The sequence below is a fragment of the Streptomyces sp. NPDC002868 genome, from assembly GCF_055563295.1.
Genome location: NZ_JBVHDR010000005.1, coordinates 467,124 through 491,430 on the forward strand (window position 1 = coordinate 467,124; position 24,307 = coordinate 491,430).

Below are 24,307 nucleotides of genomic sequence, written 5' to 3' on the forward strand. Positions count from 1 at the left end.
TCTCATTGTGCCCGGACATGTGCCCCGGCCGGCCTCCCGTGAGGTGCGGGAGGCCGGCCGGGGCCGGATCAGACCAGTGCGGTGACCGTGCCGGCGCCGACCGTGCGGCCGCCCTCGCGGATCGCGAAGCCGAGGCCGGGCTCGAGCGGGATGTCACGTCCCAGCTCGACGGTCATGGTGACCGTGTCGCCGGGCCGCGCGACCGCCGACTCACCGAGGTCGATGTCCCCGACGACGTCCGCGGTGCGGATGTAGAACTGCGGCCGGTAGCCGGTGGAGACCGGGGTGGTACGGCCGCCCTCGCGGCCCGAGAGGACGTACACCTGCGCGGTGAAACGCCGGCTCGGTACGACGCTGCCCGGCGCCGCCACCACATGCCCGCGGCGGACCGCGTCGCGCGCCATGCCACGCAGCAGCAGGGCCACGTTGTCCCCGGCCTCCGCGGACTCCATCGGCTTGCCGAACGTCTCCAGTCCTGTGACCACCGTTTCGGTGTCGGCCCCGAGAACCTGCACGCGGTCGCCCACGCGGACGGTGCCGCGCTCGACGGCGCCGGTGACGACCGTGCCGCGCCCGGTGATGGTGAGGACGTTCTCCACCGGGAGCAGGAACGGCGCGTCCGTGTACCTGACGGGCATCGGCACATACGTGTCGACCGCGTCGAGCAGCGCCTCGACGGCCCCCGACCAGCGTGAGTCGCCCTCCAGCGCTTTGAGTCCCGACACCCGGACGACCGGCGCGGCGTCGCCGCCGTACCCATGGGCCGTCAGCAGCTCGCGGACCTCCAGCTCCACCAGGTCGGTGAGCTCGTCGTCACCCGCGTCCGCCTTGTTGAGCGCGACGACGATGTGGTCGACGCCCACCTGGCGGGCGAGCAGGACGTGCTCGGCAGTCTGCGGCATGACCCCGTCGAGCGCGGAGACGACGAGGATCGCACCGTCGAGCTGGGCGGCTCCGGTGACCATGTTCTTGATGTAGTCGGCGTGGCCGGGCATGTCCACATGGGCGTAATGCCGGGTGTCGGTCTCGTACTCGACGTGCGCGATGTTGATGGTGATGCCCCGCTGCGCCTCCTCAGGCGCCCGGTCGATCCGGTCGAACGGCACGAACGTGCCGGTCCCGCGCTCGCTGAGGACCTTGGTGATGGCGGCGGTGAGAGTGGTCTTGCCGTGGTCGACGTGGCCCATGGTGCCGATGTTGAGGTGCGGCTTGGTGCGCACGTATGCCGTCTTGGGCATGGCTGTATCCCTCGGATTTCCTCGGAACTCGAAGCGTGATGGGGACCCCTGGGCCTTGCCGACCCTCCCCCTGTGGGGTCCGCCGGACGATCCGGGAAGGGTCAGCTTCGGGCGCCGCCGAAGGGCGCTGCGGCAGCAGCTGCGGCCGCTGCGGGGAATGCGGCAGCCTTCGGCGCGTCCGCGACTGCGGACGGCGCTGCGAGGAAGGCGTACCGGAACATGTCGTCGATATTCGCTCACGGCCCCGGCCGCGTCGAATGGTTTTCCGTGTATGGGAGTTCAGCAGGTCACAGATGTTTGGTGGCTTCTCGTACGGACAGCGGCGCGAGCCGGTCGCGAGCGCCGTCGACGAAGTCGCGCACCGCCTCCGGATCCGTCTTGGCGTACTCGCGCAGGCACCAGCCGATCGCCTTGCGGATGAAGAAGTCGGGGTGGTCGGCACGGCGCAGGCAGTAGGAGAAGAGCCGGTCGGCGTCGGTCGCGTCCTTGTAGCGCAGCTGGTGGAGCAGCGCGGTGCGCGCGACCCACAGATTGTCGTCGTCGATCCAGGCGTCCATGTCGGACTTCAGCCTGGGATCGGCACTCACCAGCGGGCCGACGACGTGCGAGGCGAGCGCGTCGACGGTGTCCCACCAGGGGACGGTGACGACGAGCCGGCGGACTGTCGGCAGGAAGCCGGAGGAGCAGCGCCCCACATGGCGGCGCAGGTAGTCGACGGCGAAGTAGTGGTACTCCCGCTCGGGCAGCTCCCAGCAGCGCAGCGCGATCGCCGTGCAGTCGGCTTCGTCGGGCCGCCGGGTTCCTTCGACGACGGTGCGGGACAGGGCGCGGCGATCGGGTGTGCAGAGACCGAGGAAGGGCGCGATGCCCTTCATGTACGCGGCGGCCCCCGCGGCCCGGGTCGCGTCCGCGCCGGTCGGGTACACGGCGGTGAGCCTCGCCATGACGGTGTCGGCAAGATCGCTCTGCGGGACAGCGCGGGTCATGGCGCTCACATTACGGCGATCACATCGCTTTGTCGGTTAGTCTCCCCGGATGCTCGACCCCGTCCCCAGGCCCGCATCAGGCCTCGCCGTCCGCTGCACCCGCGCGCTGTTCTCGCCGTGGTCGCGGCTGTCGCTGCTCGTGGCCGTGCTGGCCGCGGCGGCCGTGACGGTGGTGCTGTACGAGCCGCAGCGGTTGCTGTCGGCCGGCTGGCCGCCGCAGCTGAGCGGCGCCGCGGCGGTGGTGATGTTCGGCGTCGCGTACGGGGCGTGCACGGCGGCCTTCGTGCCGCGACCGCTGCTCAATCTGGCGGCGGGCGCGCTCTTCGGCTCGCAGGCCGGCCTGGTCTCGGCGCTCACAGGCACGGTGCTGGGCGCGGGCATCTCCTTCACGCTCGGCCGGCTGCTGGGGCAGGACGCGCTGCGGCCGCTGTTGCGGGGCCGCTGGCTGACGGCGGCCGACACCCAGCTGAGCAGGCACGGCTTCCGCTCGATGCTGGCGCTGCGGCTCTTTCCGGGGGTGCCGTTCGCCGCGGCCAACTACTGCGCCGCCGTTTCCCGTATGGGCTATGTGCCCTTCCTGCTGGCGACGGGACTCGGCTCGATCCCGAACACGGCGGCGTATGTGGTCGCGGGCAGCCGGGCGGGCTCCCCGACCTCTCCGGCGTTTCTGATCGCGATGGGTTTCATCGTGGTGACCGGTCTTGCCGCGGGCGTGATCGCCTGGCGCAAGCGGCACCGCCTGCGGGGTCACTGACTCCCCTGCGCCTTGCGCCTACGGCCATTGCGCCTCCCCTCTCAGATCGAACTGTCGTACGGGAAATCGCCCCTTGTTCCCCGTGACGAGGCGGTGATCAGGTGCGTTCTCCGACCGTTGGTCCTGCACCCACCCGACAGGAGCGCCCATGGCCGAGCGCAGCACCCATGCCGCTGAAACACCGAGCGAACAGCCCTCCGAGTCCGAGCAGTTACTCTTCGGCGGACCACTGCGCTACGACATGGGCTGGAACAAGCACGAAGAGGCCTTCCTCCAGCTGAACCTACGGTCCATGGTGACCCGGCTGCCCCATCTGGTGGTCACCACCGCCCAGTTGGCGTGGGAAGCGGACAAGGGGGCGCTGCGTCTGGTGGCGTTCGCCGAGATCGGCCGCGGCGTCAGCCAGGCGGTCGGGCTCATCGCCGTGAACCGCGTCCTCGCCCATCTGTTGGGCACCGGCAGCACCGCCGAGCGGCTGACCGAAGCCGCTCCGGCGCTCGCCGTCGCGGGAGCGGCGGCCCTGGTCGGCGCGGTGCTGCGGGCCCAGTCCACCGCCGGCACCGGGCAGTTGGAGCCGAAGGTGGAGCGGGTGGCCACCGAGCGGTATCTGAAGCACACCGCGAATGTCGAGCTCGAGGCCGTCGAGGACGAGGAGTTCCACAAACTTCTCGACAGCGCCTCGTACGGCGCGGGTTCGGCCCGCCGCATGGTGAAGTACTGCACCAACGTCATCAACGCCTTGCTGTCGCTGGCGGCCGCGGCCGGCGTTCTCGCCGTACTCCATCCCGTGCTGCTGCCGCTGCTCGTGGCAATGACGCTGCCCAGCGCCTGGGCCGCGCTCTCCGTGGCGCGGCGCCGCTATGTGTCCTTCCACGCCTGGGTGCAGCATTCGCGGGCCGGGCAGCTGATCAGTCAGCTGCTGATCACCACCGAGGCCGCTCCCGAGATCCGTGTCCACAACGTCGGCCCCTTTCTGCTCCACCATTTCCGGACCATGTCCCAGTCGCAGGAGGCGGAGCAGCGCAGGCTGGCCCGGCTCGCCGCCCGTACGGGACTGATCGCCGCGGGCTGGACCGGGCTCGCGACGGCCGCCGCGTACGCCACGCTCGGCGGACTGCTGTGGACCGGGGCGATGGCCCTGTCCGTCGGCGGCACGGCAGTGCTCGCCATCCGCAGTGGATCCTCCAGCCTGCAGAACCTGGTGATGCAGGTGAATTTCATGCACGAGGAGAGCCTGTTCGTCGGCGACCTGCACCGGCTGTGTGCGGAGGCCGCCGACCGCGCGATCCCGGTGGGCGGGCTGCCGCTGCCCGCGGTCCCGGGCCGGATCACCTTCGAGGACGTCGTCTTCACCTATCAGGGCAAGGACACCAAACGGGCCCTCGACGGCGCGAGCCTGACCTTCCCCACCGGCAAGATCATCGCGCTCGTCGGGGAGAACGGCAGCGGCAAGACCACCCTGGTCAAGCTGTTGTGCGGGCTCTACCGCCCCGACTCGGGCCGCATTATGTGGGACGACGTGGACGCCGCCGACGCCGACCGGCAGCAGCTCGTCTCCCGTGTGGCCGTCGTCGGGCAGGATTTCTACCGCTGGCCCTTCACCGCCGCCGTCAACATCGGCATCGGACGCCCCGAAGCGCCGTTCAGCCAGGAGCGGCTGGAGAACGCCGTTCAGTACGCGGGTGCGGACGAGCTCATCGAGGAGCTGCCGCGCGGCTGGCAGACGCTCCTCGCCCGCGGCTACAAGGGCGGCCATCAGCTCTCCGGCGGCGAGTGGCAGCGTCTGGGCCTGGGCCGCGCGCACTATCGGGCGGGGGAGATCCTCATCGTCGACGAGCCGACCTCCGCGCTCGACGCGAAGGCGGAGCAGCAGCTGTTCGAGCAGATCCGCCGGCTCGCCGACGCGGGCCAGACAGTCATCCTCATCACACACCGGCTCGGCTCGGTCCGGGCGGCGGACCTGATCCATGTGCTGGACCGCGGCCGGGTCGTGGAGAGCGGCACCTTCGCCGAGTTGCTCTCGGACGAGGTCGAAGGACCGAAGGTGTTCCGCGATCTGTACGGGATCCAGGCGGCGCAGTACGCGGTGGAAAGTCCCGCGCTGCCCACCCAGGAAAGGCGGCGCCCCGTGGACCAGAGCACGGCGTCGGCCCCAACTGGCGATGCCCCGCAAGGCAGATCCCACGGGGGCTGACGCAGCCGCGACATCCGGGGACGCTACGCTTCCTCACAACTGGCGCATGATCGGGAACGCTACGCGCCGTCAGACCGTGATCATTTCTTGGGTGGCGTAGTTTTCCATGTCTTGGTTCGAATCATTCATCCTCGGGCTCATCCAGGGGCTGACCGAATTCCTGCCCATCTCCTCCAGCGCGCATCTGCGGCTCACCGCCGCCTTCGCCGGCTGGCACGACCCGGGTGCGGCGTTTACGGCGATCACGCAGATCGGCACGGAGACGGCTGTCCTGATCTACTTCCGCAAGGACATCGTCCGGATCGTCTACGCCTGGTTCCGTTCCCTCACGAACAAGGCGCTGCGCAGCGACCACGACGCGCAGATGGGCTGGCTCGTGATCATCGGCTCGATCCCGATCGGTGTGCTCGGCGTCACGTTCAAGGACCAGATCGAGGGCCCATTCCGCGATCTGCGGCTGATCGCCACGACCCTGATCGTGATGGGTATCGTGCTCGGCATCGCCGACCGGCTTGCCGCCCGCGACGAGGCCAGCGGCAAGCACCGCGTGGTCAAGCAGCGCAAGACCCTCCAGGAGCTGGGCGTCCGGGACGGTCTGATCTACGGCCTCTGCCAGGCGATGGCCCTGATCCCCGGCGTCTCCCGCTCGGGCGCCACCATCAGCGGCGGTCTGCTGATGGGCTACACCCGTGAGGCGGCGGCCCGCTACTCGTTCCTGCTGGCGATCCCGGCCGTGCTCGCATCCGGCGTCTTCGAGCTGAAGGACGCGAGCGCGGGCGGGCATGTGGCCTGGCCGCAGACGATATTCGCGACGATCATTGCCTTCGCGATGGGCTACGCGGTGATCGCCTGGTTCATGAAGTTCATCACTACGAAGAGCTTCATGCCGTTCGTGATCTACCGCATTCTGCTCGGAATCGTGCTGTTCATCCTGGTCGGAACGGATGCGCTGAGCCCGCACGCGGGTGAGTCGGCCGGCTGACCCCGCTGTCGCGGTGGAGACGGCTGTCGTACCGAGGCCTTAGCCTGTCGCCATGTCGCCGTTTCCCCGCGAGTCAGAAACTGCACTGTCCGCCGCCGAGCTGAATCTCCGGATCCGTGAGCTGTGGGCGGACGGCGAGCTGCCCGACGACCGGCGGCCGGAGTACGAGGCGCTCGTGTTGGAGTGGGCCGCGGCGACGCTCGAGGCCGTCGAGCGCGCAGCGTGAGCGCGGGCTGACAGCCCCCTGCCGGACCTGCCCCTTCCCGCCCGCGGGCTGACCGGCCCGCCGTACCCCCGGCTGGACTGGCCCGCCCGACCGCCCAGCCTGACCGTCGGACGTGGCGGAGCGCTCGGCTAGCCTGAGTGCACGATGAACCGTTTGACGACGTCATGGGGCGGGTTCGACCTCGCCCGCTTCCCCGAGGACCCCCGCGACCCGCTCCGCGCCTGGGACGCCGCCGATGAGTACCTCCTCAGGCAGCTCAAGGGGGACGAGCCGCTCAAGGGGATCGAGGACACCGGACCCGCGAATCTCTCCGGCACCGTGGTCGTCGTCGGCGACCGGTGGGGCGCCCTTGCCACCTCGCTCGCCGAGCACAGCCCCGTACAGATCACCGACTCCTTCCTCGGCCAGCAGGCGACCCGCGCGAATCTGGCACGCAATGGCATCGACGCGGACGCCGTGAGGCTGCTGTCGGTCAGGGACATCCCGCCGGAGCACGTTGACGTACTGCTGGTGCGGGTGCCCAAGAGCCTCGCGCTGCTGGAGGACCAGCTTCACCGTCTCGCGCCCGCCGTGCACGCGGACACCGTCGTCGTCGGCACCGGCATGGTCACCGAGATCCACACCTCCACGCTGAAGCTGTTCGAGCGGATCATCGGTCCGACCAGGACCTCGCTGGCAGTGAAGAAGGCGCGGCTGATCTTCTGTACGCCCGACCCGGGGCTGGCCCGCACCGCCGGGCCCTGGCCGCTGCGGTACACGCTGCCCGCCGATGCAGGGGCGCTCGCCGGCCGGACCGTGACCAATCACGCGGGCATCTTCTGCGCCGAGCGGCTCGACATCGGCACCAGGTTCTTCCTGCGCAATCTGCCGAAGCGCCGCGGCGGGGAGCGGGTCGTGGATCTGGGCTGCGGCAACGGCGTGATCGGCACGGCGGCCGCGCTGGCCAATCCGGAGGCCTCGGTGACGTTCATCGACGAGTCGTTCTCCGCGGTGGCATCGGCCGAGGCCACGTACCGCGACAACGTCGGCTCGGACGCGAAGGCCGAATTCCTGGTGGGCGACGGACTGTCCGCGGTGCCGGCCGACTCGGTCGACCTGGTTCTGAACAATCCGCCGTTCCACTCGCACCAGGCGACGACGGAAGCGACAGCCCGCCGGATGTTCGGCGGGGCGCGCCGCGCGCTGCGGTCCGGAGGCGAACTGTGGGTGATCGGCAACCGGCACCTCGGGTATCACGTGAAGCTGCGCCGCCTCTTCGGCAACTGCGAAGTCGTGGCCTCCGACCCGAAGTTCGTGGTCCTGCGGGCCGTCAAGAAGTAGCGGTCAGCGGGGCGCGCCGCCGCCCTGCCACTGCGCGTACGGAACACGGGAAATCTCGCGTACGTCGCCGAGCGTGCCCCATTCGTCCTTGCCCAGCCGGGTCAGCGGAGCCAGCTTCGTCACCTCGGGGTGTCCGTCCGCCATGACCTCCGGACTGATCGCCGCATGCACCACCCGGCCGAAGACGACGGTCGAGTCGCCCAGCCGTACGGTGCTGTGCAGTTCGCACTCCAGGGCCACCGGCGATGCCGCGACGCGAGGCGGCTTCACGCGCAGGCTCGCCTCGCGCTCCACGCCGACCGCGTCGAACTCGCTGATGCCGCGCGGGAAATCGGTGGCGGTCGCGTTGATCTGCTCGAACAGCGGCTCCGGCGCAAAGTTGACCACGAAGGCGCCGGTGTCCTCGATGTTGCGCAGCGAGTCCTTTCGGCCGACGGAGGTGAACTGCACGACCGGCGGCGACACGCACGAGACCGTGAAGAAGGAGTGCGGGGCGAGATTGTCGGTGCCGTCGGCCGATGTGGTGGAGACCCAGGCGATGGGCCTCGGGACGACGGTGGCGGTCAGCAGCCGGTAGAAGGTGTCGCGGTCGCACTGGGCGGGGTCGTAGTCGATGCGCATGGGGGCAGTATGGCGGGTGACACGCAAGGTCAGCGGGTCCGCACTCCGGCGGGCCCGTCCACGGCGGAGGAGAGCTGGGCGGATGACGTACGTCGCCGACGAGGGCCGGTACGCCGGCATGCGGTACCGCCGCTGCGGTGACAGCGGGGTCCGGCTGCCGGAGATCTCCCTGGGGCTGTGGCACAACTTCGGCGACACCAGTCCCCTGGAGACCCAACGGGCCGTGCTGCGCCGGGCGTTCGACCTCGGTGTGACGCACTTCGACCTGGCGAACAACTACGGCACGCCCTTCGGCTCGGCCGAGGCGAACTTCGGCGTTCACTTCCGGGCCGACTTCCGCCCGTACCGTGACGAGCTGTTCATCGCCTCGAAGGCTGGCAATGAGATGTGGCCGGGTCCGTACGGCGAGTGGGGGTCGCGCAAGCATCTGCTGGCCAGCCTCGACCAGTCGCTGCGCCGGCTCGGCGTGGAGTACGTCGATGTCTTCTACTCGCACCGGCCGGACCCGGACACTCCGCTCGAAGAGACGATGGGCGCGCTCGAGACCGCCGTACGCCAGGGAAAGGCGCTGTACGCCGGTCTCTCGAACTACAGCCCGGCCCGGACCGGGCAGGCCGCCGCGATCCTGACGGAGCTCGGCACTCCCCTGCTGGTCAATCAGCATCCGTACTCACTGCTCGATCGCGGGATCGAGGACGGACTGCTGGCTGCCTCCGAGGCCGCGGGAGCGGGTTTCGTCGCCTTCTCGCCGCTCGCGCAGGGGCAGTTGACGGACCGCTACCTCACGGGGATCCCTGCGGACTCGCGGATGGCGGCCGGACGCTATCTGACGCGCGACGTCCTGACCGACGAGCGGCAAGAACTCCTGCGGACCCTGGACGCGCTGGCCCGGGAGCGCGGCCAGACGCTCGCCCAGATGGCGCTTGCGTGGCTGCTGCGGGACAGCCGCGTCACCTCCGTACTCGTCGGCGCGAGCAGCGTCCGTCAGCTGGAACAGAACCTGGGGGCGCTCGACGCGCCCGGGTTCTGTGACGCCGAACTGACGGAGATCGACCGTTTGCTGACCAAGAGCGGGTGAAGAGCGGGTGACTGGCGTGCACAGCCCTTGGCGTCGGGCGCTCACTGCCCGAAACTGACCCGATGACGCAGCGCGTAGATCTCGCGACCGTGATGGACCGGCTGTCCATCGACGAATTGGTCACCAGTTACGCGGTGGCCGTGGACGATGCCGACTGGAGCGCCTACCGGGCGCTGTTCGCGCGGGAGGGGCGCGCCGACTACCGCAGCTCGGGCGGGATCGAGGGTCCGGCCGACGAAGTCGCCGACTGGCTGGCTCAGACGCTGCGGCTCTTTCCGGTACGACAGCACCTCATCGTCAACCGGCGGCTGCACATTCAGGACCTGGGCGGCTATCCGGGCGACCGTGCGGAGGTGCAGGCCGACTATGTGAACCCGATGCGTCTCGAGTCGGGGGACGACTTCTTCTCCGGCGGCCGGTACGCGTTCAGTCTGCTGCGTACGGACGCGGGCTGGCGGCTGCGGACCGTGGTGATCCACGAGAAGTGGCGGCGAGGCGCGGGGGCGCCGGACGGCGGCTGACGGCCAGGGTGCCCTGTCGGTGCAGGTCCCGCTCGCGCACACTGGAGGGGAACAGTGCTCGCGGGCCCTTCGAGGCAGCACGAGGAGGCGCGGCATGCGGATTCCGGTCGGCCGGCCGAAGCGGCGGGAGGGGCTGGAGGGGCACGAGCAGCACGAGCGTGGGGAGCGGCGCGAGAGGGAGCCGCTCGCGCGGCGGGCGCTGTCGTCCCCGCGGTGGCGCGGCGCGGCCGCGGTGGCTGCCGGTGCGCTGCCCGCGCTCGCTTTTCCCGAGCCGTCGCTGTGGTGGTTCGCGTATGCCGCGCTGGTGCCGTGGATGCTGCTTGTGCGGTCCGCGCCGACGGGCCGCCGGGCGGCGGTCGAGGGCTGGCTGGGCGGCATCGGCTTCGTGATCGCCGTGCACCACTGGCTGATACCGAGCCTGCATGTCTTCATCGTCGTGGTTGCCGCGATCCTCGGGCTGATGTGGGGGCCCTGGGGGTGGCTCGTGTGGTCGCTCCTCGGCGGGACCCCGTCGCCGGCGCGTGCGGCCGCGGCGCTCGCCGTCGTCCCTTCCGGCTGGCTGATGATCGAACTGGCCCGGTCCTGGGAGGGCCTCGGCGGACCTTGGGGTCTGCTCGGGGCGAGCCAGTGGGAGGTCTCGCCCGCCCTGCGGCTCGCCTCGGTGGGTGGTGTGTGGCTGGTGAGTCTGCTGGTGCTGGCCGTCAACACGGCGATCACCGTGCTGATAGCGGTGCCGCACGCCCGTACGGCCGCGGTGGGCGGCGGCCTCATATGTGCGCTCACCACCACAGCGGTCTGGATGTGGGTTCCGCAGCCGGTGCAGTCGGGGCGGGCGCGAATTGCGGTCGTCCAGCCGGGAGTCGTCAACGGCATCGAGAGCGTCGAGCGCCGCTTCGCCCGCAGCGAGGAGCTGACCCGCGAACTGGCCGGGCAGGACCTCGATCTGGTGGTCTGGGGCGAGAGCAGTGTCGGCGCGGATCTGCGCGAGCGCCCCGATCTGGCCGCTCGTATCGCGGTGCTCTCTCGCGCGGTCGGGGCCGAGGTGCTCGTCAATGTGGACGCCCGGCGCGCGGGCGGCACGGGCCCGGCCGGGATCTTCAAGAGCTCGGTCCTGGTGGGCCCGCAGGGCCCGACCGGGGACCGCTACGACAAGATGCGGCTGGTCCCCTTCGGCGAGTACGTCCCGGCCCGCGCGGTGCTCGGCTGGGCGACCTCGGTGGGCAAGGCCGCGGGCGAGGACCGGCTGCGCGGCAGCCGCCCGGTGGTGATGGTGCTGCCCGGCGACGGCGGCCTGCGGCTGGGCCCGCTGGTCTGCTTCGAGTCGGCGTTCCCCGACATGAGCCGGCGGCTTACCCGGGACGGTGCACAGCTGCTGATCGCCCAGTCGGCGACCTCGTCGTTCCAGGGGAGCTGGGCGCCGGAACAGCACGCCTCGCTGGCGGCGCTGCGGGCGGCCGAGAGCGGGCGGCCGATGGTGCATGCCACGCTCACCGGCGTCAGCGCGGTGTACGGACCGGACGGCGATCGGGTCGGCGGCCTGCTGGGCACGGACAGCAGCACCGCGGCGGTCTACGACATCCCACTCGCCCGCGGCACGACCCCGTACGTCAGGTTCGGCGACTGGCCGGTCTACGGCGCGCTCGCCGTCCTCGCCGCGCTCTGCGCGACCGAGGGTGCCCGGTCCCTCAGGCGGCCTGCTCCAGGGCTAGCCGCACCACCCGTTCACACAACTCATGAGTCCGCAGGGCGTCCTGCGCGCTGAGGAACTTTCCGGCGCGTACGGCGTCGAGGAAGGTCAGCACCGACTGCTCGATGCCGCGCTGGCGGGCGACGGGCACCCAGTCGCCGCGCCGCCGCAGGCTCGGCTGTCCCTTGTGGTCCACGATCTCCGCGAGATTGCGGACCTCGCGCTTGGTGTCCTGGCCCGACACTTCGAGGATCTCCTCGGTGGAGCCGCTCATCCGGTTCATCGTGCCGATCGCGGTGAAGCCGTCGCCGGACAGCTGCAGCACGACATGGTGCATCAGGCCGTCGACGATCCGGGCCCGTACGTCGGTGTGGTGGACCGGTCCAGGAACGAGGAAGCGCAGGGTGTCGACGACGTGGATGAAGTCGTCGAGGACGAGGGTGCGCGGGTCCTCGGCGAGGCCCACGCGGTTCTTCTGCATCAGGATCAGCTCGCGCGGGTGCTCGATGCACTGGGCGTAGCCGGGCGCGAGGCGGCGGTTGAAGCCGACGGCGAGGCTGGTGCCGCGCTCCTCGGCGAGGCTCACCAGCCGCTCCGAGTCGGCCAGTTCGTACGCGAGCGGCTTGTCGACGTACGTCGCGACACCCGCTTCGAGCAGCCGGGTGACGATCTCGGCGTGCACGGACGTCGGGGCGTGCACAAAGGCGGCGTCCAGGTCCTGGGCGAGCAGTGAGTCGAGGCCGGTGTGGCGTCGTTCTGCGGGGATGTGATGGGTCTCGGCGATTCGCGCCAGGGTGGCGGGGGTGCGGGTCTGCAGATGCAGTTCGACCCCGGGCAGGGTGGTGAGCACGGGCAGATAGGCCTTCTGCGCGATGTCGCCGAGCCCGATGCAGCCGACCTTCACAGGGGCCTCCCTTGGCGCTGTGCCGGTTGTCCGTCGTGTACGTCGCGTATGTCCTGTGCTCCGGCAGCATACGTGCGCTGCGGCGGCCGCCAGTCGGCGATGCCGTCGAAGGTCCGCAGAACGAGGCCGGGTCCGAGCCTGGAGACGGCGGAGATCAGGGTGTCGCGCACCACGACGGCCGGAGTGCTGGTCAGGGACATCAGCCGGGCGATTTTCGCGGCCTTGCGGACGATGCCCATGGTGCGCGGCAGGCGCTGCGCGGTGTACGCGGCGAGGCCCGCGCCCAGGTCGCCGCCGGGGGCCGCATGGTGGGCGAGCACAATGCCGTCCTCGATGGCCTGGTTGCCACCCTGGCCGAGGGTGGGCGCCATGGCGTGGGCGGCGTCACCGATGAGCACCGTCCGGCCGCGGTGGAAGGACGGCAGCGGGTCGATGAGGTGGTGGACGTCGTTGCGCAGCACCTGTCCGGGTTCGGCGGCGGCGATGATCCCGGGGATGGGATCGTGCCAGCCGCCGAAGCGGCGCAGCAGTTCGGCCTTCTCGTCGTCGCCGGCGCGGGCTCCAGCCGGGGCGACGGCGGCTGCGTACGCGTAGATCCGGCCGTCCTTGAGCGGCTGGGTGCCCCACAGCGTGCCGGGGCCCCAGGTCTCGTGCGGCTCGAAGGGACGGTCGGGCGCGGGGACGACGACGCGCCAGGTAGTGAATCCGGAGTAGGCGGGGCCGGGGTGGTCCGGGAAGAGGGTGCGGCGCACACCCGAGTTGATGCCGTCCGCACCGATGACGAGGTCGGCCTCGATCTCCCCGTCGGGGGTGGTCACGCGGGCCGGGCGGCCGCCCGTGACACCGGGGTCGGCGAGCTGCGCTGGGCTGCCGGTACGCACTGCGCCGACGGGCAGCCGGGACGCGATGCGGTCGATCAGGATGGCGCGGTGGACCAGCACGAGGGGTCCGCCGAATCGTTCGGCCGCGGCGGCGCTGTTCGTACGGGAGAGCCAGCGGCCGCCGGGATTGCGCATGCCGCCGTCGCCCTGCCAGGCGGCCAGCTCTCGGATGTCGTCGCCCAGGCCGATGACGTCGAGTGCGCGCTGGGCGTTGGGGGCGAGGGCGATCCCGGCACCGACCGGCTCCAGGGATTCGGCGCGCTCCAGGACGGTGACCTGCCAGCCGCTCCGGTGCAGGGCCACGGCGGCGGTCAGTCCGCCGATTCCGCTGCCGATGACGACGGCTCGGGGCCTGGGCATGACTCCTCCTCGTTCGGTTCCTTGGTGCCGGTTCGTCGGCGCACTCACTACACCTGTAGTGACGCTCACCGTACTACAGCTGTAGTTCCGACGGTAGGTTGTTCGCATGGCCGCACGCACCACCACGAGCACTGCCCGTGCCGAACTGATCGCCGACGCCGCGCTGAGACTGCTCGCCGAACGCGGGATGCGCGGGCTCACCCACCGCGCCGTGGACGAGACGGCGGGACTTCCCCAGGGCTCGACGTCCAATTACGCGCGCACCCGGCAGGCGCTGCTGGAGGCGGCCGTACGGCGGCTGGCGGAGCGCGAGACAGCTGTCCTGACCCCCGACGAGATGCCCGTGCCCGAGGGGGGCACCAAGGGCCTTGTCGACGCGCTCGCGCCGGCCCTGCACCGCTATCTGACCCGCCACCGCGAACTGCTCGTCTCCCGCTACGAACTGGCGCTGGAGGCGACGCGAAGGCCCGAGCTGCGGGAGTTCTACGACGCGACGGGCAGCCAGTTCCGCGCCCCGCTCATCGCCCTCATGGCGGCGGCAGGTTCGCCCGAACCAGAGCGCCACGCCCTGTCGTTGGTGGCCTGGTGCGAGGGGCTGATGTTCTCCTGCGCGGTGGGGTCGTACCACTCCGCCGTCCCCGACGTCGCCCAGCTGCGCACCGGATTCGCCGAGCTGCTGCGCGGAATGATCGGCGAATAAGCCCTGGCGGCACGGAGGGCGCGTGCCTCAGGATGATCGCCATGACGACACCTGAACGGACCGAACCCTCCACCACCGCGGGCGAGCGCGAGATGCTCGACGGCTGGCTGGAATACCACCGTGAGACGCTGGAAATGAAGTGTGCGGGCCTGGACGACAGCCAGCTGAGGGAGCTGTCCGCGCCGCCCTCCGAGCTCTCGCTGCTCGGACTCGTACGGCACATGGCGGAGGTCGAGCGGGCGTGGTTCCGCAACGTACTCGCCGGGGAGGGCCTCGATCCGCTCTATTTCAGCGAAGGCGACCATGACGGCGACTTCCACTTCACCGAGCAGGACACCTATGCCGAGGCGTATGCCACCTGGCAGGCCGAGATCGCACGGGCGCGGGAGCTGGCCGCCGCCCATGGGCTCGACGACGTGGGCAAGGCGAAGTCCCGCCGCACCGGGGAGAGCTACAACCTGCGGTGGATCACGACGCACATGATCGAGGAGTACGCGCGCCACAACGGCCACGCGGATCTGATCCGTGAGCGGATAGACGGCGCGACGGGCGACTGACCGGGGGTTGACGGAGGCTGACCGGCGTCACCCGTGCGGGCCATTGTGTGCCCGTACGACTGTGAACGGGCCCCGCGCACAGCAGAGTTGCGCGGGTGCATCGACCAAAAACCACCGCGAAGGTCCTGGCAGGGGTGGCCGTCTGGGCCGTGTCCGGCTGTGTGGCCGTGCAGCCGCAGCCCGTGCCCCCACCCCCGTCCCACAGCGGCCGCCCGGCACAGGCTGTGGAGCCGCAGATCGTGCAGAGACCGGCTCGCGAAGTCCTGGCACCCCCGCCCCTGACTTCACCCTTGGCCGAAACCGCCGCTCCCCCGTCGCTGCCGCCTCCCGCCGCCCGCCACGTGCCGAACGAGCGGCCAAAGTCCCCGCCACCCAAGCCCCGGACCGCCGAGCCGCCTACCCTGCCGTCCCTGCGGCCGTTGCCGGCCGTCGGGCCGGACGTCTGCGCCCTGGGCGAGAGCTATGGCCGCTGGCGGCCGGGCAGCCCCGAGTCCCGGATCTGCCAGGAGGCCTACCCGAGTTGAGCCTCGCTCGCCGGTCCAGCCTCACTCGCCGCTCAGCCGGCGCTCCAGCCGGTCGATCGCGGCCCGGACGCCGTTTCCGTATCCGTCGTCCGCCAGGGCGTCCGTCGCCGCGCGCGCCCGGTCGAGGTGGACGCGCGCGGGCTCGGGGCGCTCGAGCTTCACATAGTCGGCGGCGAGGTTGAGATGGAGCGAGGGGTAGAAGGCCCGCACGGCGAGCGTCGCCTCGTGCCGGGCCAGCCGCTCTTCACTCAGCCCTTCCGCCGCCGCCAGCGCCCGCAGATCCCAGGCGAGCTCGTCGCCTGCGTCGTCCTGGGCGTCGGCCATGTAGTGCGCAAGAGTGCAGCGGTGGAGCGGATCACCGGCCTCGCCGATCTCCGACCAGAGCGCGCCGAAGCGATTGCGCGCCTCCTCGCGGTCACCGCCGTGCAGCAACATGATCGCTTGCCCGATGCGGGTCATGACGGCGTCCTCCGACGCCTCCTGCTGCTCCATCACTGCGGCCTCCCACGTCCGTGCGGCGAATTGCGACCATCCACGGATCACGACGCTAGTCGCCGCCAAGGACAATGCCGCACAGGCTCGGGCGCGGGCCCGAGCCTGTCAGCCGGGTGCGCGAACGCTCGGCCGCGGTGCTCAGCCGAGGTTCGGAATCCGCCAGTCGATGGGCTCGTGCCCCTGTGCCGCCACCGCTTCGTTGATCTGTGTGAACGGATGGGAGCCGAAGAACCTCTTGGCCGAGAGCGGCGAGGGATGCGCGCCCTTGACCACCGCATGACGCGTCTCGTCGATCAAGGGCAGCTTCTTCTGCGCGTAATTGCCCCACAGGACGAACACCGCGGGGTCGGGCCGCGAGGCCACGGCGCGGATCACCGCGTCCGTCACCTTCTCCCACCCCTTGCCCTTGTGGGAGTTGGCCTCGCCGGCCCGCACCGTTAGCACGGCGTTGAGCAGCAGCACGCCCTGCTCGGCCCACGGCATCAGATAGCCGTTGTCCGGGACGGGGTGACCGAGCTCCGCCTCCATCTCCTTGTAGATGTTCCGCAGGGAGGGCGGGGTCTTGACGCCGGGCCGCACGGAGAAGCAGAGGCCGTGCCCCTGCCCCTCTCCGTGGTACGGGTCCTGGCCGAGGATCAAGACCTTGACGCGGTCGTACGGGGTGGCGTCGAGCGCGGCGAAGACCTCTTCGCGCGGCGGGTAGACCGGCCCACGCGCCCGCTCCTCCTCGACGAATTCGGTGAGTTCCTTGAAGTAGGGCTTGTGGAGCTCTTCGCCGAGGACGTCGCGCCAGGACTCGGGCAGCATGTCGGTGTCGGTCACGTCAACAACCTCCGGTATGCGATCAGTTGGACCACAGAACCTACCTGCGGCCACTGACAATCGCGGCTACCAGCTGGCCTTCCGGTACAGCTCCCACAGTTGCATGATCGAATTCGGGTCCGAGGCGCGCTCGCAGCCACCGACCTCCTCGCTGGTGGCAATGAACAACTTCCCCTGCCACAGAGGCAGCAGACGCACGTCGTCGACGAAGATCTCCTGCGCCCGCTCGAACTGCGTGCCGACCGCGGCGCGGTCGCTCTCACGCCGGGACGCGGGCAGCAGCTGTTCGGTGATCTCGCTGTTCTCGTACGGAGTGTTGAGCACGTTGTTCGAGCCGACGAACGGCGCGATGAAGTTGTCCGGGTCCGGGAAGTCGGGAAACCAGCCGCGGCCGAATACGGGGTAGTCGCCCTGCCGGTAGCCCTGCTGGAATTCCGCCCACGGCTTGCCGTGAATCGTGATCTTGAAGAGTCCCGTGGCGTCAAGCTGCCGCTTGAGCTCGGCGAACTCCCGCGCGGTTGCGGAGCCGTAGCGGTCGGTGGTGTGCCAGAACGTCAGCGGCACCGGCCGGGTGATGTCCGCCTCCTGGAGGATCTTCCTCGCCTTGTCGACATCCGGCTCACCGTAGCGGTCGAAGAACTCAGTGGTGTGCCCGAAGATGCCCTTGGGGATCATCGAGTACAGCGGCTCCGCCGTGCTCTTGTAAACTTCGGAGACCAGGGCACCGCGGTCGACGATCTGGGCGATCGCACGCCTTACGGCGAGCTTGCCCGCCATGGGGTCTTTGGGGTTGAAGACGAGGTAGCGGATTTCCGCACCGAAGGTCTCCACCAGCTGGAGGTGAGCGTTCTCCGGCTTCCGCTGCTGCAGCTCAACGACGGCCGGTGCGGTCAGCACGCGGTCGACGACGTCGATCTCCTTCTTCTTGAGCGCCCCCAGCATCACATCCGAGTCACTGAAGTAACGGATGGTGACGCCGTCGTTCTTGACCTCCGCGTTCCCCTGGTACTTGGAGTTCTTGGTCAGCTCGGCCCGGTCGCCCTTCTTGAACGCATCCAGGGCGTACGGCCCCGAGCCGGTCAGCTTGCCGTCCTCGCGGAGCTTGTCCGCGGGGTACTCGTTGGGCGGAACCATGGCCATCGCGGGTGTGCCGAGGATGAACGGGAACGTGGCGTCCGGCGTCTTGAGACTGAACTTCACGATGCGGTCGCCGACCGTCTCGATCTTGTCGAGGGAGCCGAGCAGACCGTTCGGGCCACCCTGCACATTGATCTTCCGGACCCGGTCGATGGAGTGCTTGACGGCCGCGGCGTCGAGCTTGTCGCCGTTGGAGAACTGCAGCCCCTCACGCAGCTCGCACTGGAAGATTTTGCTGTTGGCGTCCACGAACCCGCAGCTCTTGGCCGCGTCGGGCTGCGGCACGGTGCTCCCAGTGGGGAAGCTCAGCAGCGACTGGAAGACGTTCCGGTACAGCTCCCATGAACCGTCCCATGCGGCGGCCGGGTCGAGGGTACTGGGCTGACTCGTCGTACCGACCGAAATCTTCTGCTCACGCTCGGCGTCCTCATTCGAGAACAGGCTGCATCCGGCCAGCAGAGATATGGACGCTAGGGCTGCAGCGGCCTGCAGACAGGTCCGGTAGAACACGTGCACGCTCCTCGTTCAGCCATGGGTCGGCCGACCATACCGCAGCGCCCTGCCGGGTCAACCTTTTGGCCCGGCAGGGCACTTAGCACATTCAGTAACAAAACGGTTCAGGCTACTCAGTGAACTCCGGCATTGAGGAAGATACCGCCGTCCACCACCAGCGTCTGACCGGTGATCCAGTCCGACTGGTCGGACGTGAGGAACGCTGCTGCGCCCCCGATGTCCTCCGGAACTCCGAGCCGTGCCAGCGGGTAGGCCGCGGCCGCTTCGGCCTCCCTGCCTTCGTACAACGCTTCGGCGAACTTCGTCTTGATCACCGCGGGGGCGATCGCGTTGACCCGGACGCCCGGCGCGAACTCGTGCGCCAGCTGCAGGGTCAGATTGACCATGGCCGCCTTGCTCATACCGTACGCGCCGATGAAGGGCGACGGGGCGAGACCGGCGACGGAGGCGATGTTCACGATCGCTCCGCCGTTCTCCTTCTGCCAGGCCTTCCAGGTCTGCTGGGCGAAACCGAGCGCCGAGATCACGTTGGTCTCGTACACCTTGCGCGCCACATTCAGGTCGAGCTCGGCCATCGGAGAGTAGACCGGGTTCGTGCCGGCGTTGTTGATCAGGAAGTCGACGCGGCCGAACGCCTCCATGGCGCGCTCCACAGCTGCCGCCTGGTGGGCCTCGTCGTGGGCCTTGCCCGCAATGCCGACCGCCCGGTCGGCGCCGAGCTTCTCCACGGCCTCCTTGAGCGCTTCCTCACCACGGCCGGTGATGCACACCCGGTCGCCGCGGGCGACAAGCGCCTCGGCGATGCCGTAGCCGATGCCGCGGCTCGCGCCCGTGATCAGCGCGACCTTTCCGCTGTCCTGTACCTCTGCGGTCATGTCCGTCGTCTCCCGATTCAGTTGAGAGGTCCGCCGGCCACGTACATGACCTGGCCGGAGACGAAGCCGGCCTCGTCGCCCGTGAAGAAGGCGATGGCGTTGGCGATGTCCTCGGGGTACCCGACGCGCGCGACCGGGATCTGGGTGGCGGCAGCGGCCTGGAACTCCTCGAAGCCCATGCCGACGCGGGCGGCCGTCTGGGCGGTCATCTCGGTGACGATGAAACCGGGGGCGACGGCGTTGGCCGTGATGCCGAACTTGCCGAGCTCCTTGGCGAGGGTCTTGGTGAAGCCCTGAAGACCGGCCTTGACGGCGGAGTAGTTGGCCTGGCCACGGTTGCCCAGCGCGGAGCTGGAGGAGAGCGAGACGACACGTCCGAATCCGGCGTCCACCATGTGCTTCTGGCAGGCCTTGGCCATCAGGAACGCGCCCTTGAGGTGCACGTTCACCACGGTGTCCCAGTCGGACTCGGTCATCTTGAACAGCAGGTTGTCGCGGAGCACGCCCGCGTTGTTGACGAGAATGGTCGGCGCGCCGAGTTCGGCGGCGACGCGCGCGACGGCTGCCTCCACCTGGGCGCTGTCGGACACGTCGCAGCCGACGGCGAGGGCCTTGCCGCCGGCCGCGGTGATCTTCTCGACGGTGTCCTTGCAGGCCGCCTCATCGAGGTCGAGTACGGCTACGGCGCGGCCCTCGGCCGCCAGCCGTACCGCGGTGGCGGCGCCAATGCCCCGCGCCGCCCCGGTCACGACCGCGACACGCTGCTCGGTGGTGGACATGCTGGTTCTCCTCGCCCTTGGATGCGGCTCACCCGGTAACGTCCCACGTCCCCCGGATGAGCGACCGCTTAGTACCTTCAGCAGACGAGACGCTAGAAGCCCTGGCACCCGGTGTCAACGGCCCACAGCGTGCCCCGGGTCACTGAGGGGGTGCCTAGCGGACCAGCAGCGTCAGCAGCCGCTCCACCTCTGCCTCCGGATCGGCGGTCAGCCCGGTGTGCACCGGGCCAGGTTGTACGACGGTCGAGCGCGGCGCGACCAGCCATCGGAAGCGGCGGCCCGGGTCGTCGCGTGCCGCCTGGCCCGCGTCCTCGCCGCCGCGGCAGACGCCCTCGACGGCGTGCAGCGCGGCGCGTACACCCGTCACATCGGCGCCCGGGTCCAGCGCTCCGAGTTTCACCTCGTCCAGATGCGTACGGGCGGCGACGAAGGACTTGGCTCGGCAGTAGACCACCACACCGGCGTTGAAGCACTCGCCGCGCTCGACCCGCGGCACCACGCGCAGCAGCGCGTACTCGAAGACATCGCGCCCGCTCACTTCGCGCCGCCCTTCCCCGCCAGCCAGCCGGGGGCCTGCGACGGCCGGTGCTTGGTCGGCTCGCCCAGGGTGACGCGGGTGTGGATCGTCGCCGCGCGCGGCAGCAGCGCTTGGACATAAGCCCGCCGCAGCGCGTCGGTGGTCTCGAAGCCCGGCTCGTCGACCAGCCACTCGTCGGGGACGTCGGCGGCCACCTCGGTAAGCAGTTCCTCGGTGACCAGCGGCGCGAGCTCGGCGGCGGCCGCCTCGATGTCCGGCTTGAAGGGGGCGAGGGCATGGTCGGAGGCGTCGTACGGCTTGGCGGCGGAGGCGGCGGCGCCCGGCCAGTTGTGATGCCAGATCATGGTCGCGCCGTGGTCGATCAGCCACAGGTCGCCGTGCCACACCAGCATGTTGGGGTTGCGCCAGGAGCGGTCGACGTTGTTGATCAGCGCATCGAACCAGACGACCCGGCCGGCCTCGGCCGCGTCCACCTCGTAGGCGAGCGGGTCGAAGCCGAGCGAACCGGGCAGGAAGTCCATCCCGAGGTTCAGCCCGCCGCTCGCCTTCAGCAGCTCCTGCACCTCCTGGTCGGGCTCGCCGAGACCGATCACCGGGTCGAGCTGGATGCTGACCAGCTCCGGCACACGCAGGCCGAGCCGCCGCCCGAGCTGCCCGCAGATGACCTCGGCGACCAGGGTCTTGCGGCCCTGCCCCGCGCCGGTGAACTTCATGACGTACGTACCGAGATCGTCGGCCTCGACGATGCCCGGGAGGGACCCGCCTTCACGCAAGGGCGTGACGTAGCGGGTCGCTGTGACTTCGGAGAGCATTGCCCCACAGTACGAGATCGGCTTCCTGAAGAAATCCTTGAAATCGTGAGGATGTGAACATCCCGGCCCGCCTGCGCGTACAACATCAAGAACCGGCCGATGGAAGGCCGACCGTGGAGAGGGAGCCAGCATGACCGGATCGCAGGTGCCGTCGCGGACCGTGACTCGCCGTACCGTCGTCGCCGCGGTGGGCGGGGCTGGCCTCACCGTCGCGCTGACCGCGTGCGGCGGCTCGGACGACGGCGGGCAGAAGGTGGCCGACACACCGGCAGGCGGAGCGGGCGACGGGGGCAAAGTGCTCGCCAAGACCGCCGACATCCCCGAGGGCGGCGGCAAGGTCATCGGTGACGTGGTGGTCACGCAGCCGAAGCCCGGGGAATTCAAGGCGTTCTCGTCGAAGTGCACCCACCAGGGCTGCGCGGTGAAGGACGTCGCCGCCGGCATCATCAACTGCCCGTGTCACAACAGCGAGTTCAGCGCCACGGACGGCAGCGTCAAGAAGGGGCCCGCCACCTCGCCGCTGCCGCCCGCCTCCATCACCGTGGACGGAGACTCGATCAAGCTCGCCTAGCGCGGCGCGGCCGCTTCCAGCAGGAGAGCACATCGTCGGTCGTGGTGATCGTGGCGACCAGAGCGAGCGTGTTGCGGATCATCGCGGGGGTGTAGTCGGCGGGCACCCCCGCGATGGCGTCCTTGGGAACCACCGCCGTGTAGCCGAGGTTGACCGCGTCGAAGACGGCGTTGGGGATGGCGACGTTCGCCGAGACGCCGGTGACGACGAGCGTCCGGCAGCCGAGGTTGCGCAGCAGCGCGTCGACGTCGGTGCCGGCGATGGGCGACAGGCCGTGCAGCCGCCGTACGACGAGATCTCCGTCCGCGACCTCTATCGGCGGCGCGACACGAACGGCCGTCGTGCCGGAGTGCTGCTGCACGGGGAGCCGGGCGGCCGCCCGGAACAGCCGCGCGTTGTGGTTGGCGCCGCGCCCGTCGGGACGCCGCTCGGCCACCGCGTGCAGGACCTGTACGCCGGCTTCGTGAGCGCCCGCGACCAGCCGGGCGATCCTGAGCAGCGCGCCGGACGACCGTGCCTGCGCGGCGAGTTCTGGCAGGGCGCTGTCCTCGCCGACCACACCTTGCTGGCACTCGACGGTGAGCAGCGCCGTGGTGACCGGGTCGAGCTGTTCCGCGAGCTGTTCGAAGGACGGCACGACTCCCCCTCTTCGACTCCATCGGATCGACTCTTCGGATCGATGCTTCGGACCGATGCTTCGGACCGATGCTTCGGACCGATGCTTCGGACCGGGCGCGCGACAGTAACCGCCATTGCGCGACGAAGGAAGAGCCTCCATGATTTCTGACACACAGTCAGCTACGAGGAGGGGGCCGCCCATGGCCGTCACACAGCGCCGGGGCCGTCGCATCATGATGACGTCCGGCGAACTGGACGAGTTCCTGGCCGAGCAGCGCACCTGCCGGGTGGCCACCGTGTCCGCCGACGGCCGCCCGCATGTCAGCGCCCTGTGGTTCGCCTGGGACGGGACCTCACTGTGGCTGTACTCCATTACGCGCAGCCGCCGCTGGGCACAGCTGCGGCACGATCCGCGGCTCGCGGTCGTGGTCGACGACGGCGAGGAGTACGGGGAGCTGCGCGGCGTGGAGCTGTCCGGCACGGCGGTCTTCGTGGGCGAGGCCCCGCGCACCGGCGAGCCGTGCCCCGAACTGGACGTGCCGGAGAGGCTGTTCGCGCGGAAGAACTTCGGGATGGACGAGATGCCGCACGACGGCAGGCATGCGTGGCTGCGGCTGACCCCCGACTCGATCGCGTCCTGGGACTTCAGGAAGCTGTCAGGCCTCTGACCGCTCTACCGCGCCCGCGGCCTCGCGCAAGGCCCCGACCGCCGCCCTGATCGACGGGCGGCGGTCCGCATCCGTCCGCCACACCGCATAGATGTGCCGGCGCATTCGCTGCCGTACGGGCACAAGCCGCACCCCATCAGGCACCCAGCCGCGCCCCAGCCTGGGCGTGACGCACACCCCCAGCCCCGCCTCGATCAGCGCCAGCTGCGTATGGTGCTCCTCCGCCATGTGCGCGATCCGCGGCTCGAAGCCCTTCGAGCGCAGTGTGAACATCAGCCACTCGTAACAGAATTCGCCTTCCGGCCAGGACACCCAGTCGTCCTCGGCGAACTCCTCGAGATCCACCTCTGCCCGGTCGGCCAGCGGATGGTCCGCGTGCATGGCGACATCCGGGACGTCGTCGAGCAGATGGACCTGCGCGAGCCCGCCCGGCACGGGTAGCCGCTTGTTGCTCCAGTCGAGCACGACCGCGAGATCGAGGTCGCCCCTCACCACCTCCCTGATGCCCTGCTCGGGCTCCAACTCACGTGAGCGCACTCGCAGTTCGGGGTGGCTCGTGCGCAGCGACGTCAGGGTCGAGGGGAAGAGCCCGCGGGCGGCTGTCGGGAACGCGCCGATCCTGACCTCGCCCACCACCTGCCCGCGCTGCGCCTCGATATCGGCCTGCGCGAGCTCGACCTGGGACAGGATGCGCGCGGCGTGGTCCGCGAGCAGCTGACCGGCGTCGGTGAGGCGCACGCCGCGCCCGTTCTTGGCCAGCAGCTGCTGGCCCACCTCCCGCTCCAGCTTCGCCATCTGCTGGGAGACGGCCGAGGTCGTCACATGCAGCCCGTCGGCCGCTCCGCTCACCGAGCCGTGGCGGGCCAGCGCGTCCAGGGTCCGCAGGCGCTCCAGATTCAACATGTAAGCAATGCTAAGCGAACGCGGCAAATAATTCTCGCTTGTC

Annotated in this window: 26 protein-coding genes; 12 read left to right on the plus strand and 14 right to left on the minus strand. The window is 70.0% G+C overall.

From position 1 onward, the window contains the following. Positions 1-68: 68 nt before the first annotated feature. Positions 69-1,238 (minus strand): elongation factor Tu, encoded by a 1,170-nt coding sequence (gene tuf / locus ACZ3H8_RS18860; protein ID WP_467403122.1) that lies wholly within the window; start codon positions 1,236-1,238, stop codon positions 69-71. 287 nt (positions 1,239-1,525) lie between these two features. After that, positions 1,526-2,224 (minus strand): DNA alkylation repair protein, encoded by a 699-nt coding sequence (locus tag ACZ3H8_RS18865; protein WP_467403125.1) that lies wholly within the window; start codon positions 2,222-2,224, stop codon positions 1,526-1,528. A gap of 49 nt (positions 2,225-2,273) precedes the next feature. Here ACZ3H8_RS18865 and ACZ3H8_RS18870 point away from each other — a divergent pair, with 49 nt between their 5' ends. The 5 genes from ACZ3H8_RS18870 (at position 2,274) to ACZ3H8_RS18890 (ending at position 7,700) form a co-directional block, all read left to right on the plus strand. Then, positions 2,274-2,978 (plus strand): TVP38/TMEM64 family protein, encoded by a 705-nt coding sequence (locus ACZ3H8_RS18870; RefSeq protein ID WP_467403127.1) that lies wholly within the window; start codon positions 2,274-2,276, stop codon positions 2,976-2,978. Positions 2,979-3,126: 148 nt separating this feature from the next. After that, positions 3,127-5,172: an ATP-binding cassette domain-containing protein gene (locus ACZ3H8_RS18875; protein ID WP_467403130.1), complete on the plus strand. Its 2,046-nt coding sequence runs from the start codon at positions 3,127-3,129 to the stop codon at positions 5,170-5,172. A gap of 106 nt (positions 5,173-5,278) precedes the next feature. After that, positions 5,279-6,154 carry an undecaprenyl-diphosphate phosphatase gene (locus ACZ3H8_RS18880; protein ID WP_467403131.1) on the plus strand — a complete coding sequence of 292 codons (876 nt, stop codon included), beginning with the start codon at positions 5,279-5,281 and terminating at the stop codon, positions 6,152-6,154. Between the two features lie 52 nt (positions 6,155-6,206). Next, positions 6,207-6,380, plus strand: a complete 174-nt coding sequence (locus ACZ3H8_RS18885) for a hypothetical protein (protein WP_398992699.1) — start codon at positions 6,207-6,209, stop codon at positions 6,378-6,380. 144 nt (positions 6,381-6,524) lie between these two features. Continuing rightward, on the plus strand, positions 6,525-7,700 hold the full coding sequence (locus tag ACZ3H8_RS18890; RefSeq protein ID WP_467403135.1) for a methyltransferase: 1,176 nt from the start codon (positions 6,525-6,527) through the stop codon (positions 7,698-7,700). Positions 7,701-7,703: 3 nt separating this feature from the next. On the opposite strand, the gene ACZ3H8_RS18895 is transcribed toward ACZ3H8_RS18890, so the two are convergent. After that, positions 7,704-8,321, minus strand: a complete 618-nt coding sequence (locus ACZ3H8_RS18895; RefSeq protein WP_467403138.1) for a flavin reductase family protein — start codon at positions 8,319-8,321, stop codon at positions 7,704-7,706. 82 nt (positions 8,322-8,403) lie between these two features. Here ACZ3H8_RS18895 and ACZ3H8_RS18900 point away from each other — a divergent pair, with 82 nt between their 5' ends. The 3 genes from ACZ3H8_RS18900 to lnt all read left to right on the plus strand — a co-directional run bounded on the left by ACZ3H8_RS18900 (position 8,404) and on the right by lnt (position 11,682). Further along, entirely contained in the window at positions 8,404-9,399 is a 996-nt protein-coding gene (locus ACZ3H8_RS18900; protein ID WP_467403140.1) for an aldo/keto reductase, read from the plus strand. 62 nt (positions 9,400-9,461) lie between these two features. After that, a complete protein-coding gene (locus ACZ3H8_RS18905; RefSeq protein WP_467403142.1) occupies positions 9,462-9,920 on the plus strand; it encodes a nuclear transport factor 2 family protein in 459 nt (152 codons plus the stop codon). Positions 9,921-10,014: 94 nt separating this feature from the next. Further along, positions 10,015-11,682, plus strand: coding sequence for an apolipoprotein N-acyltransferase (gene lnt / locus ACZ3H8_RS18910; protein ID WP_467403144.1), 1,668 nt, complete (start codon positions 10,015-10,017; stop codon positions 11,680-11,682). On the opposite strand, the gene ACZ3H8_RS18915 is transcribed toward lnt, so the two are convergent. Both ACZ3H8_RS18915 and ACZ3H8_RS18920 read right to left on the minus strand, forming a co-directional pair. Further along, complete coding sequence (locus ACZ3H8_RS18915) at positions 11,606-12,511, minus strand: Gfo/Idh/MocA family protein (RefSeq protein WP_467403146.1); 906 nt, start codon at positions 12,509-12,511, stop codon at positions 11,606-11,608. The two genes, lnt and ACZ3H8_RS18915, sit on opposite strands and share 77 nt — an antisense overlap. Beyond that, positions 12,508-13,752, minus strand: a complete 1,245-nt coding sequence (locus ACZ3H8_RS18920) for an FAD-dependent monooxygenase (protein WP_467403147.1) — start codon at positions 13,750-13,752, stop codon at positions 12,508-12,510. Before ACZ3H8_RS18920 ends, ACZ3H8_RS18915 begins: the two co-directional genes overlap by 4 nt. A 106-nt stretch (positions 13,753-13,858) precedes the next feature. Here ACZ3H8_RS18920 and ACZ3H8_RS18925 point away from each other — a divergent pair, with 106 nt between their 5' ends. Beyond that, on the plus strand, positions 13,859-14,452 hold the full coding sequence (locus ACZ3H8_RS18925) for a TetR/AcrR family transcriptional regulator (RefSeq protein ID WP_467403149.1): 594 nt from the start codon (positions 13,859-13,861) through the stop codon (positions 14,450-14,452). Between the two features lie 41 nt (positions 14,453-14,493). Further along, on the plus strand, positions 14,494-15,009 hold the full coding sequence (locus tag ACZ3H8_RS18930; RefSeq protein WP_467403152.1) for a DinB family protein: 516 nt from the start codon (positions 14,494-14,496) through the stop codon (positions 15,007-15,009). A gap of 545 nt (positions 15,010-15,554) precedes the next feature. Here ACZ3H8_RS18930 and ACZ3H8_RS18935 read toward each other — a convergent pair. The 7 genes from ACZ3H8_RS18935 to ACZ3H8_RS18965 all read right to left on the minus strand — a co-directional run bounded on the left by ACZ3H8_RS18935 (position 15,555) and on the right by ACZ3H8_RS18965 (position 21,504). Beyond that, positions 15,555-16,028 (minus strand): hypothetical protein, encoded by a 474-nt coding sequence (locus ACZ3H8_RS18935; RefSeq protein ID WP_467403154.1) that lies wholly within the window; start codon positions 16,026-16,028, stop codon positions 15,555-15,557. A gap of 138 nt (positions 16,029-16,166) precedes the next feature. Next, entirely contained in the window at positions 16,167-16,850 is a 684-nt protein-coding gene (locus ACZ3H8_RS18940; RefSeq protein ID WP_467403157.1) for a uracil-DNA glycosylase, read from the minus strand. Between the two features lie 66 nt (positions 16,851-16,916). Beyond that, positions 16,917-18,497, minus strand: a complete 1,581-nt coding sequence (locus tag ACZ3H8_RS18945) for an ABC transporter substrate-binding protein (protein WP_467403159.1) — start codon at positions 18,495-18,497, stop codon at positions 16,917-16,919. A 116-nt stretch (positions 18,498-18,613) separates the two neighbouring features. Continuing rightward, a complete protein-coding gene (locus tag ACZ3H8_RS18950; RefSeq protein WP_467403161.1) occupies positions 18,614-19,375 on the minus strand; it encodes an SDR family oxidoreductase in 762 nt (253 codons plus the stop codon). A 17-nt stretch (positions 19,376-19,392) separates the two neighbouring features. After that, complete coding sequence (gene fabG, locus ACZ3H8_RS18955) at positions 19,393-20,154, minus strand: 3-oxoacyl-ACP reductase FabG (protein ID WP_467403163.1); 762 nt, start codon at positions 20,152-20,154, stop codon at positions 19,393-19,395. A gap of 154 nt (positions 20,155-20,308) precedes the next feature. Then, positions 20,309-20,692 carry a DUF3037 domain-containing protein gene (locus tag ACZ3H8_RS18960; RefSeq protein ID WP_467403164.1) on the minus strand — a complete coding sequence of 128 codons (384 nt, stop codon included), beginning with the start codon at positions 20,690-20,692 and terminating at the stop codon, positions 20,309-20,311. Next, the gene (locus ACZ3H8_RS18965; protein ID WP_467403167.1) at positions 20,689-21,504 is read right to left on the minus strand and encodes a HipA family kinase; all 816 of its coding nucleotides are present in this window, start codon (positions 21,502-21,504) and stop codon (positions 20,689-20,691) included. The genes ACZ3H8_RS18960 and ACZ3H8_RS18965 overlap by 4 nt, the downstream gene beginning before the upstream one ends. A 130-nt stretch (positions 21,505-21,634) precedes the next feature. Between ACZ3H8_RS18965 and ACZ3H8_RS18970 the strand changes: the two genes are divergently transcribed. Continuing rightward, complete coding sequence (locus ACZ3H8_RS18970; RefSeq protein ID WP_398993939.1) at positions 21,635-22,075, plus strand: Rieske (2Fe-2S) protein; 441 nt, start codon at positions 21,635-21,637, stop codon at positions 22,073-22,075. On the opposite strand, the gene ACZ3H8_RS18975 is transcribed toward ACZ3H8_RS18970, so the two are convergent. Beyond that, positions 22,062-22,712, minus strand: a complete 651-nt coding sequence (locus tag ACZ3H8_RS18975) for a cysteine hydrolase family protein (RefSeq protein ID WP_467403168.1) — start codon at positions 22,710-22,712, stop codon at positions 22,062-22,064. The genes ACZ3H8_RS18970 and ACZ3H8_RS18975 overlap by 14 nt on opposite strands. A gap of 181 nt (positions 22,713-22,893) precedes the next feature. On the opposite strand from ACZ3H8_RS18975, the gene ACZ3H8_RS18980 reads away from it, so the two are divergent. Then, on the plus strand, positions 22,894-23,361 hold the full coding sequence (locus ACZ3H8_RS18980; protein WP_467403170.1) for a pyridoxamine 5'-phosphate oxidase family protein: 468 nt from the start codon (positions 22,894-22,896) through the stop codon (positions 23,359-23,361). Here the strand turns inward: ACZ3H8_RS18980 and ACZ3H8_RS18985 are convergent. Then, the gene (locus ACZ3H8_RS18985) at positions 23,350-24,264 is read right to left on the minus strand and encodes a LysR family transcriptional regulator (protein ID WP_467403173.1); all 915 of its coding nucleotides are present in this window, start codon (positions 24,262-24,264) and stop codon (positions 23,350-23,352) included. The genes ACZ3H8_RS18980 and ACZ3H8_RS18985 overlap by 12 nt on opposite strands. Between the last annotated feature and the right edge of the window lie 43 nt (positions 24,265-24,307).